General features: G+C 61.0%; 10 protein-coding genes. 3 read left to right on the top strand and 7 right to left on the bottom strand.

Annotated features, from left to right (window positions below):
* Complete coding sequence (locus tag NTZ26_01270) at positions 1-2,373, top strand: hypothetical protein (protein MCX6559120.1); 2,373 nt, start codon at positions 1-3, stop codon at positions 2,371-2,373.
* Between the two features lie 307 nt (positions 2,374-2,680).
* On the opposite strand, the gene NTZ26_01265 is transcribed toward NTZ26_01270, so the two are convergent.
* Complete coding sequence (locus tag NTZ26_01265) at positions 2,681-3,424, bottom strand: glycosyltransferase family 2 protein (GenBank protein ID MCX6559119.1); 744 nt, start codon at positions 3,422-3,424, stop codon at positions 2,681-2,683.
* 107 nt (positions 3,425-3,531) lie between these two features.
* On the opposite strand from NTZ26_01265, the gene NTZ26_01260 reads away from it, so the two are divergent.
* Positions 3,532-5,991, top strand: coding sequence for a hypothetical protein (locus tag NTZ26_01260; GenBank protein ID MCX6559118.1), 2,460 nt, complete (start codon positions 3,532-3,534; stop codon positions 5,989-5,991).
* Here NTZ26_01260 and NTZ26_01255 read toward each other — a convergent pair.
* The 5 genes from NTZ26_01255 to NTZ26_01235 all read right to left on the bottom strand — a co-directional run bounded on the left by NTZ26_01255 (position 5,943) and on the right by NTZ26_01235 (position 16,256).
* Entirely contained in the window at positions 5,943-6,623 is a 681-nt protein-coding gene (locus tag NTZ26_01255; GenBank protein MCX6559117.1) for an HAD-IA family hydrolase, read from the bottom strand. The two genes, NTZ26_01260 and NTZ26_01255, sit on opposite strands and share 49 nt — an antisense overlap.
* Positions 6,624-6,720: 97 nt before the next feature.
* A complete protein-coding gene (locus tag NTZ26_01250; GenBank protein ID MCX6559116.1) occupies positions 6,721-9,894 on the bottom strand; it encodes a PDZ domain-containing protein in 3,174 nt (1,057 codons plus the stop codon).
* A gap of 54 nt (positions 9,895-9,948) precedes the next feature.
* A complete protein-coding gene (locus NTZ26_01245; GenBank protein ID MCX6559115.1) occupies positions 9,949-13,191 on the bottom strand; it encodes a PDZ domain-containing protein in 3,243 nt (1,080 codons plus the stop codon).
* A gap of 187 nt (positions 13,192-13,378) precedes the next feature.
* Positions 13,379-15,112 carry a M20/M25/M40 family metallo-hydrolase gene (locus NTZ26_01240; protein MCX6559114.1) on the bottom strand — a complete coding sequence of 578 codons (1,734 nt, stop codon included), beginning with the start codon at positions 15,110-15,112 and terminating at the stop codon, positions 13,379-13,381.
* 100 nt (positions 15,113-15,212) lie between these two features.
* On the bottom strand, positions 15,213-16,256 hold the full coding sequence (locus tag NTZ26_01235; protein ID MCX6559113.1) for an NAD(P)-dependent alcohol dehydrogenase: 1,044 nt from the start codon (positions 16,254-16,256) through the stop codon (positions 15,213-15,215).
* Between the two features lie 250 nt (positions 16,257-16,506).
* Between NTZ26_01235 and NTZ26_01230 the strand changes: the two genes are divergently transcribed.
* A complete protein-coding gene (locus tag NTZ26_01230; protein MCX6559112.1) occupies positions 16,507-17,493 on the top strand; it encodes a helix-turn-helix transcriptional regulator in 987 nt (328 codons plus the stop codon).
* 9 nt (positions 17,494-17,502) lie between these two features.
* On the opposite strand, the gene NTZ26_01225 is transcribed toward NTZ26_01230, so the two are convergent.
* Positions 17,503-18,084 carry a hypothetical protein gene (locus NTZ26_01225; protein MCX6559111.1) on the bottom strand — a complete coding sequence of 194 codons (582 nt, stop codon included), beginning with the start codon at positions 18,082-18,084 and terminating at the stop codon, positions 17,503-17,505.
* Between the last annotated feature and the right edge of the window lie 17 nt (positions 18,085-18,101).

Here is an 18,101-nt window from a genome sequence, read left to right as displayed (position 1 = left end):
GTGTCGAAGCTTCCTTCGTCCCTGCGCCTGCCGGTCTTCGCTCTTTTTTCCATCCTCGTCGCCGGCGTTCTGCAGCTCCGGCAGGCCGCAAGCTCCTACCGGTTTTCCGCTCATGCGCTGAAGGTCGCCCCCGGGCTTCTGGCCGTCTCGGCCGCGGTGATTTTCGTCTTCCTTCTGGGGCTATGGGCCTTGGCCTCCCATTTCATGGCCCGAGCCACCGGCTTTCCCTACAAGCAAGCGATCGATCTCGATGTGGGAACCTGGGCGCCCCTCCTCTTCCTGGCCTTGACGCCGATGGCCTTGCGGCATTACACGACGCATCAGGACCTGGCGGCGCGGCTCGGCTTATGGCTCACGGTCGTTTTTATGGCCGTCCTTTATCTCAAGATCGTCCGCTGGCGCGAAGTCGCGCCCGATCACCCGCCGCGGTGGCAGGGGGCTTGGGCTAAATTCCTGGCTCTCGACGTCAAACGCAAGCTGCCGCTTTTGTTCCTAACGGCCCTGTTGGTTACCAACGGCGCTTCCGTCATTTTGTCCTCCAAGGGCATCACCTTTTCCGGAGACGAACCGCATTACATCATCAACACGGTCAGCCTGCTCCGGGACGGCGATCTCGACCTGGCCAATAATTACGCCGAGGCCGACTATCACGAATTCACGCCGGACAACGTCGTCATCCGGCCGCACGCCCTGGCCGGAAGAAAACCCGGCGGCCAATACTCCTTCCATTCGCCCGGCGTCTCGTTCTATCTGCTGCCCTTCTATGCCCTCGGGCGCGGACTGAGCGAAAGCGCTCTCGTCCTCCTGCTCCGATTCGCCATGACCCTCCTGGGCGGGCTGTTCGGCCTGCAGATCTACCTCTACGCCCGGCGGGAATGGGGGCGGGAGAGGCTCGCCCTCGGGCTGTGGGCACTGGCCTCCTTCACGACCCCGGTCTTTTTCTTCTCGCTCCATGTCTATCCGGAAATCGTGGTGGCTTTGTTCTCGATCACAGTCTTCCGGCTCTTCCGCTTCTCGGAGCGCCTGACGACCGCGAAGCTTCTGCTGTGTGGATTCCTCCTGCCGGCCTTCGTCTGGTTCCACGCCCTCAAGTACATCTTCATCCTGATACCGCTCTTCCTCTATTGCGTTTGGACGCTCGTTCGCCGCAAGACGCCGCTTCGCGACTGGGCCGCGTTTCTCGTCATTCCGGCCGTGCTGGCGGCTCTCTACCTCTGGTTCTCCTACAAGCTCTACGGTTCGCTCAATCCGACTTCGGTCTCGTGGCAGGGACCGATGGACGGCAGGCAGACGCTGGGCTTCCTCAAGATGCTCTGGTCCGGGATCCCGTTCCGCTATCGGCTGGAAACGCTGGCCGGCTATTTCTTCGATCAGCGCGATGGGCTTCTGCTCTACGCCCCGGTCTATTTCTTCGCCTTCCTGGGCTTCTTCAAGATGGCCCGGAAGAAATCCAAGCAGGCTTGGCTCATCCTGGCCATCGCCGCACCCTACGCGCTGGTTTCGGCCTTCCTGACCCAGCGCACGGGGTATGCCCCGCAAGCCCGGACCCTAGTCGCCGCGATCTGGGCGCCGATTCTTTTTCTGGGGGCCTATCTGGCTTCCGAGCGCAAGCGTATCTTCGCGGGGCTCTTCAACGCCGCCGCAGGACTAAGCCTGCTCATCACCTGGCTTCTCCTCCAAAATCCCCTGGCGCTCTATCAGGAGACGACTCAAGGCGCCACGGATCGGGGAGGCGATCTTTTCTACATCCTGAGCAATCTCCATCTCTCCCTGCCCAAGATTCTGCCTTCGTTCCTCAAGGTCGAGGACTGGCATTGGACGCCGAACTTCGTCTGGCCCGCGATCACGGCCGCGTTCATCGCCGTGTTCCTGTTGGCCCGCAAAAAAGCAAAGCGGTTGCCCTTCGCCGGCCACCTCGGCATCACGGCGATCGTCCTAGCCCTCTTCTTCGTCTGGTTTACGGCCGTGCCGCGGCTGGTCCTCTTCGCTCCCGCGCCGGCTGCTCTCCCCGGCGGGCCGACCTGGACCTTTTACAACCTCTCCCGCGTCGCCCATATGCATCAGCCGGCTCGATTCTCCCTGCTCGAGGACGGGCGGGACTACGATTTCTATTTCGCTTCGCCGACCCGTCTGGACAAGCTGCGCATCGACTTTGGGTCGGGCCAGGGCGACTACGAGCTGCGGCTGGGGTTCTGGGACGACAAAGCCGAGACGTACATCACCAAACACGCGCTGGATATGCGGGTTTTCGAAGCGCCCCCAGCCTACCGCCGCGGCGGCGAATACGTCTACCGCGTCTCGATCGGGATCAAAAATCTGTCCGGGGCCAAGACGATCGATTTCCCCTACCAGTTCGCGCTCAGCCCGATTTAATCGTTCGGCTCTTTTCCATTCTGTTTGGGATGGTCAGGCGGCTTGGTATCCGGCCAACGGCGAAACCGCGCGGGTTTAGACTTCCTGCGCACCTCTTCGAGGGTACCCAACGGGCGCCGCGGGATGTTTGAGCACGCGATGATCGAACGAAAACGAGACAGAGTGGGAAGTCATGTAAGCCAGTAAGGACTGGTATGCGGAGTTCCGCAGGCGCCGAGAAGAGTAGCGCGAGGAAGGCGCGAAAAACCCGCGCCGCCGGGCCGGATACCAAGATGCAGGCCAAACAGAATGGAAGAGAGCCATCCTGTTAATTGAATATCGCGAACTTCAGAATCCCCTTCTTGTGCAGCTTGAACTTGAGCAGGGTCTTGAGGATCGACAGGCCGTAGACGATCGACCGCCCCATCCCGATCTGCGAGGCTTCCTCAAAATAGCGGGTCTCGATGGGAATCTCGCGGATCCGCATCCCGTGCAGGACGCCCTGGGCGATGATCTCGGAGTCGAAGACGAAGTCGTCCGAGTTGGCCATGAATTTGACGGTTTCCAGGTAGCGGCGCGAGTAGGCCCGCAACCCCGAATGGTACTCCGTGAGGTACATGTAGAAGGTGGCGTTCTCGACCGCCGTCAGGAAGATATTGGCCAAGTACTTCCACTTGGGCATCCCGCCTTCCAGGGGTCGGCCGCCCAGCATGCGCGACCCGAAGACCGCATCGCAGCGGCCCTCCAGGATCGGCTGGATCATCTGCGGAATGACGGTCGGGTCGTACTGGTGGTCGGGGTGGATCATGACCATGATCTCGCCGCCCCGATTGAGGGCCTCGGTGTAGCAGGTCTTCTGGTTTCCGCCGTAGCCCCGGTTCGCCGGATGGACGAAGACCTCGAGCCCCAGATCCCGGGCCAGAGCGACGGTTCCGTCGCGGCTATGGTCGTCGACCAGGATGATCTCGTCCACCCAGTCCATGGGGATATCGTTAAGCGTACGCGGCAGGGTTTTTTCGGCGTTGTAGGCCGGCATGATGACGATCACTTTGCGGTCGCGCTTGCTCGGCATGGGCGTTTTCCTCGGGGGGAATGTACCATATTTCCCGGCCGCCTCAAACCCGCCGCCGCCCGGGCCGTGCCTTGACTTGACCTATCAACTGGTCTATACACGGTTCCATGCGGAAACCCTCCTCGACCGCGGCCGTGGGCATCCTGTTGGCCGCATCGGGCGGGCTGACCCTCTGGCTGGCTCTGCTCCGGCAATCGCCCGCCTTCAGCATCCTCGGCCACGGCCTGCTGGTGAAGGGGCGACTTTGGTTTCCCTTGCTGGCGCTCTGGGCGGCCTTCTTCTTCGGCTTGGCCTTGAGCCTCCAATTGCTGGCCCGATCGGAAAGCCTGGCCTCGGGCCGGCCCGAGGAGGAGCGGTTCCGGGCCGGCGCCCTGGCCCTCTGGCCGTTGGCCGGGCTGCTCTTCGCCCCCGCCCTGCTCCGCGATTTCCTGAGCCGCGACGACTTCCGGATCCGCCTCTGGTTGTGCCTCGCCTTCGCCCTGGCCGCGGCGGTCTACCTCGGCCTGGCCGAGCGCCGGAGCCTGCCCGTGGGACCCAAGGCGAAGAAGAAGAAGCGCGGGATCGGCCGCCGCTTCCTGGCGCTCCCGATCCGGCGCCGCCTGCTCGTCCTCGGCCTGGCCGCGTTCCTGCTTTACGCCGGAGCGGCCGTCCTCCTCGTCCGCGAAGGCGTCACCTTCTCGGGCGACGAGCCCAACTATCTCCTCAACGCCGACAGCCTGCTCAGCGACCACGACATCAACCTGGCCAACAATTACGCCGAGCGGGACTATTTCCACTTCTATTCGCAAAAGGCCGACCCGCGCCTGCGGCTCGGGATGTACGCCCGGGAAGGCAAAAAGGGGCCGGGCCATGTTTACCCGATCAACCTGCCGGGCGTCTCCGCCCTGATGGTTCCTTTCTACACGCTCGGCCAAGCCTTCGGCGACAGCTTCGCCCGGACCGCGATCCTCAAGGGCAGCCTGATCATCTGGGCCGTTCTGCTGGGATTGCAGCTCTATCTCCTGGCCCGTGAACTTTGGAAGCGCGAGGGCTTGGCTCTCGGGCTCTGGGCGGTCTATGCCTTCAGCACGCCCGTTCTTTTCTACGCCGTCCATCTGTATCCCGAAATCCCGATCGCCCTTTTCTCGATTTACATTTACCGAATGGTCCGGTCCGGCCGGGCCCTGAAATCCCTGCATCTGGCCTTCCTGGGCCTTCTGCTCGGATCGTTCTTCTGGTTCGGACTGAAATATAACCTGATCTTCTGGCCGCTGCTGGCCGTCGCGGCGTTCGATCTTTGGAAAACCCAGCGCCCCCGAGCCAAGATCCTGTGGCTGGTCGGGCCCGCCCTGCTCGGCCTAGTGCTGTTTTATTTCGGCGTCTGGACGATGTACGGGACGATCTCGCCTTTCGCGGTTTATGAAGGGGCCATCACGGGCCAGCAAGCCCAGGCCATCACCAAGTCGTTCATGGACCTGCCCCACTCGGCCCGCGTCGACACGTTCCTGGATTATTTCCTGGACCAACGGGATGGGCTGTTCCTCTACGCCCCGTTCTGGCTGTTCGCCCTGCTGGGATTCGTGGAGATGGGTCGGAAAGCGCGCGGCGAGCTGATCCGCCTGCTTCTCATCGCCTCCCCCTTCGTCCTCAACTACGCCTTTTTCACCCATCGCCAGGGTTTCTGCCCGCAGGGCCGCGTCCTGACGCCCATCTCCTGGATCGGCGCCGTCGCGGTCGGCTATTTCCTAGCCTATACCGGAAACCGCGTCTTCCGCTGGCTGTTCGGACTGGCCGCGGCCGCGGGGGCGGCGATCTCGGGAATTCTCCTGACCCATCCCCAGTTTCTCTACCAGCCGACGACCCACGACTACACGCGGCGGGCCGGCGATTTATTCATCCACTTGAGCAATATGCGTTTCTACCTGCCGCCGCTCCTTCCGTCGTTCATTAAAGTTGAAAACCGCGGCTATCTTCCGAATCTCGTCTGGGTGGGGATCCTAGTCCTGTTCGTCGCTGCCTACCTAGTCTTCGGGCGTAAGGCGACAAAGCCGTTGTCGCCGGGATTCCATACCGGTACTGCCGCCCTCCTGCTGACGGGCGCCCTCGCCATGTGGACGGCCTTTCCCCGGCCGGCCTTATCGGCCGCGCATAAGGTTGATTTCCCGAGCGGCGGGCGGCTGGGGTTTTATCTGGAGCAAGCGGGTTCGGGTGTTATTCCCGGACCCGACGGCTCGCTGTATCTCCATTTCCCAAAGTCGTATACGATCTATTTCGCCTCTCGCGAGCCTTTGACTACGATCGAGCTCAACTACGGATCCCTCAAGGGGTCGCACCGGGCCTCGATGTCCCTCTTCGACGTGCCGCTCCTCGCGGATCGAACCGACGGGGAGACGAAAACACTGGTGTTCCGGCCGGCGGCCGTCTACCAGACGCGAGGCCTGAGTTTATACCTGCTGAACATCTCGCTCGAGCAGATTTCAAAGGAATCCATGCTCGAGGCGCCGTATCGGCTTCGGATCATCCCCCGACGAGCGGGGCTTCAGCCCAAGACGATGGATCGGATCTCGTCCGGCGTGTCGACCAGGTAATCGGGATCGCGGCCCAGGAGCAGATCGCGGCGGTGGAAGCCCCAGCTCACCGCGATGACGGCAACCGGGATGCGGCGGCAGGCTTCGATGTCCCGCGCCTCATCGCCCACATAGACCACTTCTTCTCGTTTCAGGCTATGGAGCTTCATCAGATGGTGAAGGGCCCGATTCTTGCCGAAGAGGTTGGATTCGGAATGGATGAAGTCGAAAACGTCCAAGTCGCGCTCGCGGAGGAGCTTCTGGACGTTTTCCTTCGAGTTCGAGGTCAGAATCCCCAGCCCGAAACCTTCGGCCTTAAGGCAGAGGATGAGCTCGCGGATGCCGGGAAAGAGATCGATTTCGTTCATCCGGCGGTGGAGCTCCTTCTGCGAGCGCAGGAGCAGACCGGGGACCTTGATCAGCGGAATGCCGAACCGGCGGATGATCTCCATGTTGGATTGGCCGCGCATCTCCTCCACGTCGTTCTCGTCAAGCGGCTTGAAGTGGAACTCGTCGGCGTGCTCGTTGACCATCCCGACGATGGCGGAGAGGGTGTCGGCCAGGGTGCCGTCGAAATCGAAAATCAGGGTCGGGCGGACCGAGGCCCGGACGGGGACGGATACAACCGGTTCGGCGATCTGAAGAGACGACATACGTTCATGGCCTCATCTCATTATAACCCCGCGAGGCCGGGAGGTCAATAAAAAGACCGTCGCCAACGGCGCGCAAGCGGCCCGCGAGCCGATGCCGTCAATGATCCTTTCCCGTTTTGGCCAGTTGCTTCAGGAGCTCCTGGACGCCCCGCTCCAGCTGCCTGTCTATGCCCCGGACGAAATCCTCCGGCCGGTTCGCCACCTTGATATCCGGAGAAACTCCGGCGTTCTCGACGAAATCCTCGCCGCGGACGGTCTTCTTGCCCTCCGCGGGATATGTGACCACCCCCCGGTCCATCAGGGCATAGTCCCTCGCCGAGGCCAGGTTGCCGGCCGTCCGGCGGCCGACGAGCGGGCCGCTCTTCAAAAGGCGGAAGATCGAGGCGAAATTCTCCCCCCCCGACTCGGCCCATTCGTTGATCAAGCAGACCTTCAAGCCGAAAAAGCCCGGCCCCGGCTCCTTGATGGGGGCTTTGCCATAGGGCATGCGGGAATAGTAAATCATCGAACGGTTCAAGCGCTCGATCATCCAATAGGGGGAATAGCCGCCGCTGTTGAAGCGGATGTCCACGATAAGTCCCTCTTTATGAATCTGGGCATAGAAGTAGCGGAAAAAGGCCTCTATCCCCGGATAGTAGGTGTCGGGAATGTGCAGATAGCCGATCTTGCCGCCGCTCGCCCGGTTCACCGCGTCCATATTGCTCAAAACCCAATCGTTGTATCGCAGCAGATCGCCTTGGCGGGCCGAATAAGACGCGGGTTTAACCGTCATCGTTCGGGCCCCCGCCCAGACGGGCTTATCGTGTATCGTCAGGACCGTGTTTTCGCCGGCCTTGTCCACCAACAGGGAATCGGGATTCACCCGCTCCTCCAAAGGAGTCCCGTCGATCGCCAAGAGATAGTCGCCGCTCTTGATATTCAGGCCGGGCAGCGTCAAGGGGCTGACCCTATCCGCGTCCCAGTTCCGCCCGCGATAGATCCTGGTGATCCTATAAAGCCGGTGCGCTCGATCGAATTCGAGATCGATCCCGAGCAAGCCGTTTTTGTGGACGGGCAGGCTCGGCCCTTCACCGCCATTGATTTCCACGTGGCTTTGGCCCAGCTCCGCAAACATGTCCTCGATCAGGGAGTTGAGATCCCGGCGCGAAGCCACATCCGGCAGGAAAACTTCATATTTCCTTTTCATCGCCTCCCAATCGACGCCGCGCAATTTCTCGTCGAAAAAGAAATCCCGCTGGATGCGCCAGGCGTCGGTGAACATCTGCCGCCACTCCTGCCGATAATCGACCGTCATGCGCAGGCCGCTCAGATCGATAAGCCCGTCGCCGGCTTTTTGATCCGCCCGGATGTCGAGCAGGCCGACCCGGCCGGAGCCGGAATAGAGGAGCTTGTCCGCGCGGGCGGCCGGATAGACGGCATAGCCCGCGTTCAACAGAGTCGATTCCTTTGGCCCAGCCAGGTCGAAGATCTTGACGGCCGGCTCGCCGCCGTCCGGTTCGGAGCGGTAGATCAACCGCCCCGAGCGGGCCGTCAGATCCCGATAATTCGAATTGGCGACGGGCAGAGTCGTGATCCTTTGCCCCAAGCCGTCGACGTCGATCCGGATCGGAAAGGCGGCCGGGCTCCCCGGGCCGGGGACGCCTCCCCCGCCGGGAGAGAACGGGGAGAGCCGGTCTCTTTGCAGCGTGGCGACGACGATCTTGGAGGGGTTGAGCATATGATGGTCTTCATCGCCGTAGGAATCCGCTACCTCGACGGCGCAGTCCGCGATCCAGAAGAGGTATCTTCCGTCCGGATCGAAGCGGGGGTTATAGGCGCTCGACGATTCGTCGGTCACCCGAAAGGCCCGGTCGGCATCGAAGGAATATAGAAAGATGGAGCTGCACCAGTTGGGATTGCCGACCTCGTAGGCCAGCCACCGGCTGTCGGGAGACCAGGCCGCCGCCACGTACCGCTCACTGGCGAAATACTCGTTAAAAAATATCTTCCGGGTTTCCCGAGTCTCCAGGTCGATGACATAGAAGGCGGCCCGTTTGTCGGAATATCCGATTTTATTGCCGTTGGGCGACCAATTGAGCCCGCCCAGCTTCGACGGCTCGCAGCGGCTGACCTGGACCGGCGGCCCACCGCCTTCCTCCGATTGAACATAGATTTGTTCCTCGCCGGAGCGATCCGAGATGTAGGCGTAGGATCGGCCGTCCGGACTCCAGACCGCGGCTCGCTCGTTGACGCCGGGCGTTTCGGTCAGGTTGCGGGTGATCTTCTTTTCGGGGTCCAGGCCGAACAGCTCGCCCCTGGCGCCCACAATCACCTTCTTCCCGTCGGGCGACAGGGCGACGGAGGATATCTTGTCCTGGACGTTCTTAACCGTCGGTGTGAGGAAGCCGTCGGGAAGCCCGATCTCGATCCGGATAGCGGAGATGCGCCCGGTTTTCACGTCATAGACGCAGAGCCGGCCCTCGTTCTCGTAGATGATCTTCCCGCCGCCCCGGCTCGGCCATTTGACGCCCCAGTCCTTATAAAAGGTCAGCTGCCGGACGGCTCGGCTTCGGCAATCGTAAGCCCACAGATTCTGCTCCTTGGCTTCGCCCCGGTCGCTGACGAAATAGATGGCATCCCCGATCCAGAGGGGATGATGATTGATCGAGGCGTCATCGACGACCAGCTCGGACTTGTGGGTTTTGAAATCAAATGTCCAGATACTCGGTCCGGCGCCGCCACGGTACCTTTTCCAAGGCAGCGTCTCGAGGCTGGTCCGGCAAAACGCGATTTGATCCCCCTGATCGTTATAGCTGGACAAATCCGCTTCCGCGGGTTCAAGCACCGCAGGAAGTCCCCCCTGAACCGGCACGGAATGGAGCCGGTTGAACCTGTAGCTGAAGCTGCTGCCGTTGGAACGGAAGAGAATATGGGTTCCATCCGGGTGCCAGTCGACAACATATTCATCCGCGGGATGAAAGGTCAACCGCCGAGGCTTCCCGCCATGGGCCGACATCACATAGATTTCCTTGTTCCCCTCGAACTCCGCCGTGAAAGCGATCTGCTCTCCATCGGGCGAAAACTTCGGCAGGAGCTCCTCCCCCGGTAAGGACGTGAGCCGTCGGACGTTTTGCCCGTTAACAGAGGCGGTATAGATGTCCCCGCCATAGCAGAAGGCGATTTGGTCTTTATGGATGTCCGGGTAGCGAAGCAGCCGCGTCTCCGCGGCCGCGGCCGACAGGGCCGCCCATGTGATTATGAGGGCCCCCATAATCAATTTTTTATTTTTCATGATGCACATAGTCTTTCCCTTATAAGCGAATCGATCGTCGGATGAAGCGATCCTTCACCTCTTCTCGTAAGCCGGCTGTTTCGGATTGACCGGCGGATTCTTCTCCAGGAGCTTCAGGATTTCCTGGATCCCCCGTTCGAGCTGCGGATCAACGCCCTTAGCTAATTGGGCGGGGTCGTCGATGACCTCGATATCGGGATCGACGCCGTGGCCTTCCTTGAACCATTTTCCGTCCGGGTCATACATTCGGAACGTCGGCACCGTGACCGTCCCGCCATCGATCAAGCTGGGCGAACCGGTTATGCCGATCAGGCCGCCCCAGGTCCTCATCCCGACGAGCGGGCCCAGTTTTTCTTTCCGGAAAAAGTCCGGGAAGGCGTCGCCCCCGGACCCGCTCCAGCCGTTGATCAGCATGACCTTGGGGCCGAAATTGGCGAGGGGAGGCACTTGCCACGTCATTCCGTCCCGCACCGCCCAGAACGCCAGCGGTTTCCGATCGAGCAGTTCGATAAAGCGGTAGGGGATCTGTCCCCCGCCGTTGAACCGCTCGTCGATGATCAGTCCGTCCTTCTTGTACTGGGCGGCTAACTGTCGGATCAATTCGGATTGTCCGTCGGTCCCGGTGTTGAGCACGTAGATATAGCCGATCTTCCCTTGGGTCGCTTCTTCAACGCGCTTCCGGTTGGATTCGACCCAGGCCAGATATCTGAGGCGCGTTTCATCGCCGAGCGTCTTGACCACGATCTTTCGAGCCCCTTCGAAGCCCGGCTTGCCGTTGATGGTCAGCTCGATCGTTCGGCCGGCCAGCCCTTCGAAAGCCGCCCATGGATCTTGGCGGACATCGAGAAGCTCTCCGTTCACCGCCATGATGTAGTCGCCTTCCTTGACCTTCAGCCCGGGCATCCGGAGAGGGGAACGGACCTCGGAATCCCAAGGAGCTCCGTCGATGATCTTTTTAATCCGATACGCGCCGTCTGCAATTTCCCAATCGATCCCCAAATAGCCCACGTTTCTCGGCGTCGCCTCGTCCGTATCGCCTCCCGAGTTGTAGGTATGCGAGGAGCTCAGCTCGCCGATCAATTCTCCGATCAAATAGCTGACGTCCCATCGCGTGACGCAGTCGTCGATAAGCTTCTGATAGCGCTCGCCGACGGCCTTCCAATCGAGTCCGTGCATGTTCGGATCGTAGAAAAAATCACGCTCGAATCGCCAGACGTCATTGAAGATCTGCTTCCATTCCGCGCGCGGATCGATCGTCATCTCCGTCTGGGCGGTCGGCATCATCTTCGTCATCTTCTGGCCCGGAGCGATGTCCAAAACGGAAAACGCCCCGTTATTCCCCACCAGCATCTTCTTGCCGTCGGCGCTGATCGTGAAGAGCTCCGCATCCTCAATGATCGTCTTCTCTTCCCGTTCTTCGAGATCATAAAAGACGACCGGCTGAACGGACGCGGATGCGCCCGTGTTCGGCTGCCGATGATAGATCACCTTGCCCGAAACCGCCGCCAAAGCGCCGTAATTGCCGGGAGCGGCGGGCAGGAGGACCAGCCGGCTCTCGAAATTCTCAAGAGTGATCTTGACCTCTTTCGCATCCTTTACGGCCTTCTCGTCCTTTTTTGCTGCCGGCTCCTCTTTCTTTGGCTCGTCCTTCTTGACGGCCGGCATATCGTTCTTCGGAGCTAAAGGAGAGGCGATGTCTTCGGTCAACGGCACGGCCGCGATGTTCGTCGAGTTGGCGTAAAAGAAGGTGAACTCCATGCCGCTATGCAGCGGGTTGAACGTCCGGTTTGTCGCGAAATAGAGATATTTTCTGTCGGGATCAAAAACGGGATTGGCGTCGTTGTTATAGCCTGAGGTCACCTGATGCAATCGATTCTCTTTCAGGTCATATATAAAAATGGCCGATCTCCGCGTCTCCAGGCCTCTGGAATAGGCCATCCACCGGCTGTCGGAGGACCAGCTCACGCTGAATCCATCCAAAGCGCCGGCAAAGAGGTACAGTCCTTTATCCACCTTCGTGGTCTCGCCGGTTCCCGGATTAAAAATAAAAATCTCCATCGCTTTGTCGACAAAGGCGACCTTCTTGCTGTCGGGGGACCAGAACAATTGATAGCGAAAGCCCGGCCCATAGGTGGTGAGCTTCTTTTCTTCGGCGGGCTTCTCCATGTCCCTGATCGTCAATTCGTATTCGCCCGACCGGTCGCTCCAATAAGCGATGGATTTCCCATCCGGCGACCAAGCCGGAAAACGTTCGGCCACTCCGGAGCTCTTGGTCAGATTGAAGAGGGGACCGTTTTCCGCCGGGATCAAGAAGATCTCGCCCCGGGCCTCGATAACGGCGCACTTGCCGTCAGGGGAAAGTCCGCAGTTTTGAATGAGGTCGGCGACCTTTTCGACTTTAGGCATGAGCGTGATCTCGTCGGTCACCAGCTTTATCGCGACCTCGCGATATTTTTCATCGGCCAAGCTCAACAGATACAGCCGGCCGCCTTTCTCGAAAACGATGTCGGAGGGACCGAGAGATGGGAAGTGGATGTCGAAATCCGTGAACTTCGTGATTTGTTCATGCTTTTTCGCGGAAAGATCGTACGACCAGATGTTGGTCCGCAAGTCCGGACCGCGATCCGAGAGATAGTAGATTTTGTTTCCGGACCACATCGGGAATTCGTCGTCGGAAGGGCTATCGGTGATGTTCTCGGCCGCATTCTTCGACAGATCGTAAATCCAAATATCCGGTTGCCAGCCGCCGCGGTATCGTTTCCACGTCCGGAAAGCCTGGCTGGCCGGGGTATAGGCGATTTTCGTTCCGTCGGGCGACAGCGATGCCGTCTCTCCGTAAGGGATGGGGAGCTTTTCGGGCAGGCCGCCGCTTTTACCCACTTTATAAAATTGCCTGAAGCTCTGCCTGCCGCTGGCCATGGACGAAGCGTAGAGCAAGTTTTTTCCGTCCGGATACCAATCGATGAACCTGTCGTTCATCCCATGGTGGGTCACCCGCGCGGGAGCGCCGCCCAAAGCGGGGATGACATAGACATCGCCGTTGCCTTTGTAGGTCGCGCTGTAAGCGATCTCCGAGCCGTCCGGAGAGAATTTGGCGAAGAGTTCCTGGCCCGGCGAAGAGCTCAATTTCAAAGCCGTTCCGCCCTCCTTGGGTACGACCCATAGGTCTCCGCCATACGTGAAGACGATCTGCGTCTTCGAAACGTCAGGGTTTTGCATCATCCGCGCGTCGACCTGAGCCTGAACCATTCCAAAGACAACCAGGAGTTCGAACAACAGAACTAAAATTATTTTCATCGCGCATCACCTTTCTATAATTTTTTCGAAAAGATTCGTCTTATTGTCGTCTATAGACACCGCTCGGCTCCCTATTGGCAAATCGATCGCCGCGAGAGGGCCGTCGCGGTCCCTAGTAAAGACGGGCGTTCCAGCCTCCGGGTTGGCGACGCCGGAAAAGATCGAGGCCGCCGTTTGGGCTTTTTCTCTATTGATCGGCCAGGGTCAGGGCGCTGAGATAGGTCAAACGGATGATCTTGGCCATCCGCTCCAGGTTGATTTTATCGAGGCTGTCGCTGGTCTGGTGATAATCCTCGTGCGTTCCCCCCATCCAAGAGAGATAGGGGACGCGGGCCTCGGCGAAGGAAGCGTAATCGCTGACCAGGCCCGAAGTCTTGGCGATCGCCTCGGCCTGGGGCCAAAGATCGAGGCCGACGGCCTGATCGGCGCGGCTCAGGATCTCCCCCAACCCCTGCCCGGCCGGGAACGCGACGACGGCGAAATTGTCGGCCGCGATCCTGCTTTGGGCTTCGGCGGGAACCTTCAGTCGTTTCAGCCGGGCCTTGAAGCTCGAATCGTCGGGGGACCGCCCGATCATATCGAGATTAAGATAAGCGACCGTTTGCGCCGGCGGGAAAACAGGGTGTTGGAGATAGAAAGCCGAGCCGAGCAGGCCCAGCTCCTCCCCTGTCCATAGGCAGAAGACCATGGACCGTTTCGGCTTGCGCGGCAGGGAGGCGACGGCCCGGGCCATCTCCAGGGTGCCGGTGACGCCGCTGCCGTTGTCGTCGGCCCCGTTGAAGATATAATCGCCCCGCTGGCCCAGGTGATCCAAATGGGCGCCGATGACCACCGCCTCGTTTTTCAGCCGTGGATCGCTCCCCGGGATCACGCCGATGACGTTATAGCAGCGCAATATTCGCTCGCTTTCAGCGCTGTTGCGAATGGTCAGTGCGCCGCCGGGGATTTCAAACGAGGCCGGCTTCCAGCGGGATTCGATTTCCGCCTTCAGGCTAGCGATGGTCCGGCCGGACGAGGCCAGAATAAAGTCGGCCATTTCGCGGGAGATGAAGATGGCGCCCCCGTCACGCTTGGCTCCGGGCAGCGTGACGAGACGACTGGGTTCGTGGAGGATCGGGCGCGCATCATTCGGCGCCGGGGGCCCCATTTCGGCGTAAACGTCGCCCGCGGAGAGCGAATTCCTGACCACCAAGACGGCCCGGGCCCCCCGCGCGGCCGCCGCGTTCGCTTTTTTGAGGCCGTCGAACCAGATCACGGCCCTCGGCTTCTCCCCTGCCTCCCCCTTCGCAAACGGAGAAGCCGGGTTGCCCCGACCGGGGACATCGTCGAGGAGCATGACGATTTTGCCTTTCAGTTCGAGCCCGGCGAAATCGTCGTAGGCGGCCGACGGTTCGCTGAGGCCGTAGCCGGCGAAGACCACCGGGGCGGAAACGACTTCCGGAATGCGGTTCCGGTAATAGTTCTCCAAATCGACCCCTTCATGAAAAGTCCGGCCTCCCGAGCTTTCCCCCTCGCGAGCCGACCAGGTGGCCGTACATCCCAGGCCGGTATACTCTTTCATCACGACTTCCTGCAAATAGTCGCGCCCGGCGCCATTCCCCGCATCGCCGGCCGGTTCGAGCCCCCAGAGGGCGAAGAGGGAGGCCGCGTATTCGGCGGCCAGCCGATAGCCGCGGGATCCGCTCTCCCGACCTTCCAGCAGGTCCGATGACAGATAGGAGAGCAAGACCCGGCTATCCCGGGCGGTAATGACGGAGAACCCGGTCCGATAAGACTCGGGGGCTGCGATCGGCTTCTCCACCTTGACCAGGACATTTTCGCCGGCATTGTTGACCGGCTTCGGAGTCTGGGCAACGAGCCCGGAAAAAGCGGTTGCGAGGATGAATAGGACGACGGCTCCAAAGGCATATGATCTGCGCATGGTGGTCACACTCCGAATATGAATACGAAGCCCGCGACAAATAGGCTGACAAAATATGTGCAAATTAAGAGCGGACCGAATCTCGGGATCGAAGCGGAAATCAGCCGTTTCCCTCTCCTTCGGTGCCGGGGGCCATAATGATGACCACAGCCCCCCTCCGGCGCCCGGTCTCGACGTATCTGTGCGCTTCGGCGGCGCGGTCCATGGGGAAACGCCTATCGACGATCGCCTTGATCTTCCCGGCCTCGACCAGTTCTTTAACTACGAGCAAATCCTTGAGGCTTCCAGGCGCGAGTGCGCAGACGACCCGCAGGCCGCCGGAAAGGGACGTCCGAATCATCGCCAGGAGATGCCGCGTCTTGAAGCTGGCGTAGAGGAGAACTCCGCGGGCCTTGAGCGAATGCCGGCAGCGCGAAAAGGGCGCCCGGCCCAGGATGTCAAAGATCGCATCGTAGGTCTCGCCGTTCCGGGTGAAGTCTTGTTCCTCGTAATCGATCGCCCGATCCGCCCCCAGGGCTCGGACGAATTCCAGCCGGGGCCCTCCGCAAACCGCGGTCACCTCGGCCCCGAGATGCTTGGCGATCTGCACCGCGGCCGAGCCGATCCCGCCGCTGGCCCCGTTGATCAGGATCGTCCGCCCCGGCTGGAGGTTCGCCCTGCGTAGAAGGGGCAGGGCCATCATGGCCCCGTAGGGGATGACGGCGGCCTCCTCGATGGTCAGGTTGGCGGGCTTATGGGCCACCGGGGCGCTTTCGGCCAGGCACAGGAACTCGGCGTAAGCGCCGAAGCGTTGGCCGGTATAGCCGAACACCTGATCGCCGGGCTTGAAGCGCTTGACGTCCCGGCCGACCGAGACGACGTCCCCGGCGAACTCGTTTCCCAAAATCCGGATCCGGGGCTTGTTCCATCCGATGCTCGCCTTCGCGATCAGCCAGAACAAGAAGGGCATGTTGAATCCACGGGGCGTGACGGCCTTGAAGCTCCGGGCCATGGTATCCCCGAAATTGACGCTTGCGGCCCGGATCCGGACCAGGATCTCGTTGGGTTTGGGCATCGGCCGAGCGGTCTCCTCGAACCGGAGGACGTCGGGGGAACCAAATTCGGTATAGACGATCGCTTTCATGGTTGAGGAAGTCGGCGCCATGGTCATCTCCTTTTCGCCCGCTCCCGCGCCGGTTCCCTGAATATCGGAACCGCCTGGGGACACGGTCGGACCGGGCGCATCATAGGGGACGGCAAGGCGTCCGGCAATCGGGAAACCGCGTGAGATTGAAGAATCATACCGATTCCCGAGGCCGGGGGCGGGCGCCCCGGGGAGCGGCCTCTTCTCGGCGGTCTTGTCACGTTCGCGTCTGTTCCCCTATAATCCATATCGTCACTTGGAATTTTGCGCCTTGAAGCACTTCAACGTCCTGACCACGGTTCTTATCCTGATCGTCGGGGTCTGGGCCGTCGTCGAGTTCCGCCAAAGGTCCCGCCGCTTCCCCGGGTCCAAGCTCGATAACCTGGGGCTTTTCCTGGTCTTCTACAACGGGTTGGCCTTGGCCGTTTTCTTCAGCACTTACGGACAGAGCAATCTCACGCCGGCTCAGCTGTCGAGCCTCTCCTTCTGGTACAAATTCGTCGAATGGCCCGTCCTGACCGCCCTCACCGTGGGAGTCCACATTTCACTTTACCGGGCCATATTCCGGCGCCGGGACAAGGACTTGCCCAAATGGGTCGTGCCCGTCGTAGGGGTTTTCGGCGTCGCGGTGATAGCCTGGTACTTCCTGGCGCTTAGATACCCGGCCTTGACCCCCCATAGACCGGAGAACACGTTTTGGCTCGCCCTGGTCTGGCCCCTGGGCCTCCTCGACATGTTCTGGCTCGGCCGGCTGCTTGCGGAAAGCCGGAAGGCCGCCGATCCGGGACAGCGGAGGGTCGACGGTGCCTTCGCCTTGCTGTTCCTGGCGCGCTATCCCTTGCATCTGGCCCTGAGCGTCTGGAACCCGGGCGGAGCGGTATTCGTGGCCTTGGCGCTCTCCAAGCTGCTCGGCCTTTATACGAATCTCCTGCCGGGCATTTGGCTGAAGGCTTATTTCGGTCCCTGGGCGGGCAGCCTGGGCAAGGTCCTTGGAGAGCAGTTCAACCTCGCCGCAATAGGGCAAGCCCGCGGCGTGTCGGCCCGGGAAATGGAGATCCTGGAGCTTATGATCGACGGCAAGAGCTACAAGGAGATCGAGAGCGCCCTCCACATCTCCATCCATACCGTCAAGAGCCACGTCTACAGCCTGTACCGTAAGATGGACGTCAAAAGCCGCCACCAGCTGATCCACCAGATCGGCGTCTACGGGGGGACGGGAGCGGCCGCGCCTACCGATCGTCCGGCGCGCCCGGCGTGACGGCCGGAGTCACCCTTTGAGGCCGATGCGGAAGCTGCACCTTTTTCCGCCGCGCAGGACCGTCTCCTCGATCTCGACCGTCGCCGGCTTTCCCGACACGATCGAGAAGGCCTCCTGGTTCCAGCCGAGCGTGCAGTTGCAGAAATCGGCCGGGGTTCGGCCGACTTTGACCAGGGGACACGCGCAGGGAGCGGGCTTACCGACGGTGCGCAGGATGCCGGCTTTTTCATCGTACTCGGCGCTTTCGAGCCAGGCCATCTTGATCTTGGCCAAAAAACCCGGCAGGTCGCCGCGGTACTTCTCGAAAAGCGGGCGGTAGGCCTGAGCGCACTCGCGGCCCAGGCGCGTCAGGATCTTGTCGCGGGTGGCGCCGTCGAGGTTTTCCCCCATGATGGTCACCAATTCGGCGAAGCGCTCTTGCGCGCCGTCGAGCTGCCGCTTCAACAAGTCGACCTCGGAGGGGGCGGCCGAGGCGGCTGTTGTCTGTCCGTCCGCGCCTTCGGCCGAAGCCGCCAGCGGGGCCAGGAGGCCCACGACACCGCAGCCGCAGAGGCCCGCGCCGCAAGCTTTCAGAAATTCGTTTCTTTTCATATCCTTTTCCTCCTGTT

It is taken from the genome of Candidatus Aminicenantes bacterium (assembly GCA_026393855.1).
Lineage (GTDB): Bacteria > Acidobacteriota > Aminicenantia > Aminicenantales > UBA4085 > UBA4085.
Note: the sequence above shows the minus strand (reverse complement) of the source record. Positions and strands in the feature narration are given on the sequence as shown.

Coding starts and splice junctions, on each gene's coding strand:
- NTZ26_01265 (MCX6559119.1), bottom strand. CDS start 3,424: ATGCCGAGCAAGCGCGACCGCAAAGTGATCGTCATCATGCCGGCCTAC.
- NTZ26_01260 (MCX6559118.1), top strand. CDS start 3,532: ATGCGGAAACCCTCCTCGACCGCGGCCGTGGGCATCCTGTTGGCCGCA.
- NTZ26_01255 (MCX6559117.1), bottom strand. CDS start 6,623: ATGTCGTCTCTTCAGATCGCCGAACCGGTTGTATCCGTCCCCGTCCGG.
- NTZ26_01250 (MCX6559116.1), bottom strand. CDS start 9,894: ATGAAAAATAAAAAATTGATTATGGGGGCCCTCATAATCACATGGGCG.
- NTZ26_01245 (MCX6559115.1), bottom strand. CDS start 13,191: ATGAAAATAATTTTAGTTCTGTTGTTCGAACTCCTGGTTGTCTTTGGA.
- NTZ26_01240 (MCX6559114.1), bottom strand. CDS start 15,112: ATGCGCAGATCATATGCCTTTGGAGCCGTCGTCCTATTCATCCTCGCA.
- NTZ26_01235 (MCX6559113.1), bottom strand. CDS start 16,256: ATGGCGCCGACTTCCTCAACCATGAAAGCGATCGTCTATACCGAATTT.
- NTZ26_01225 (MCX6559111.1), bottom strand. CDS start 18,084: ATGAAAAGAAACGAATTTCTGAAAGCTTGCGGCGCGGGCCTCTGCGGC.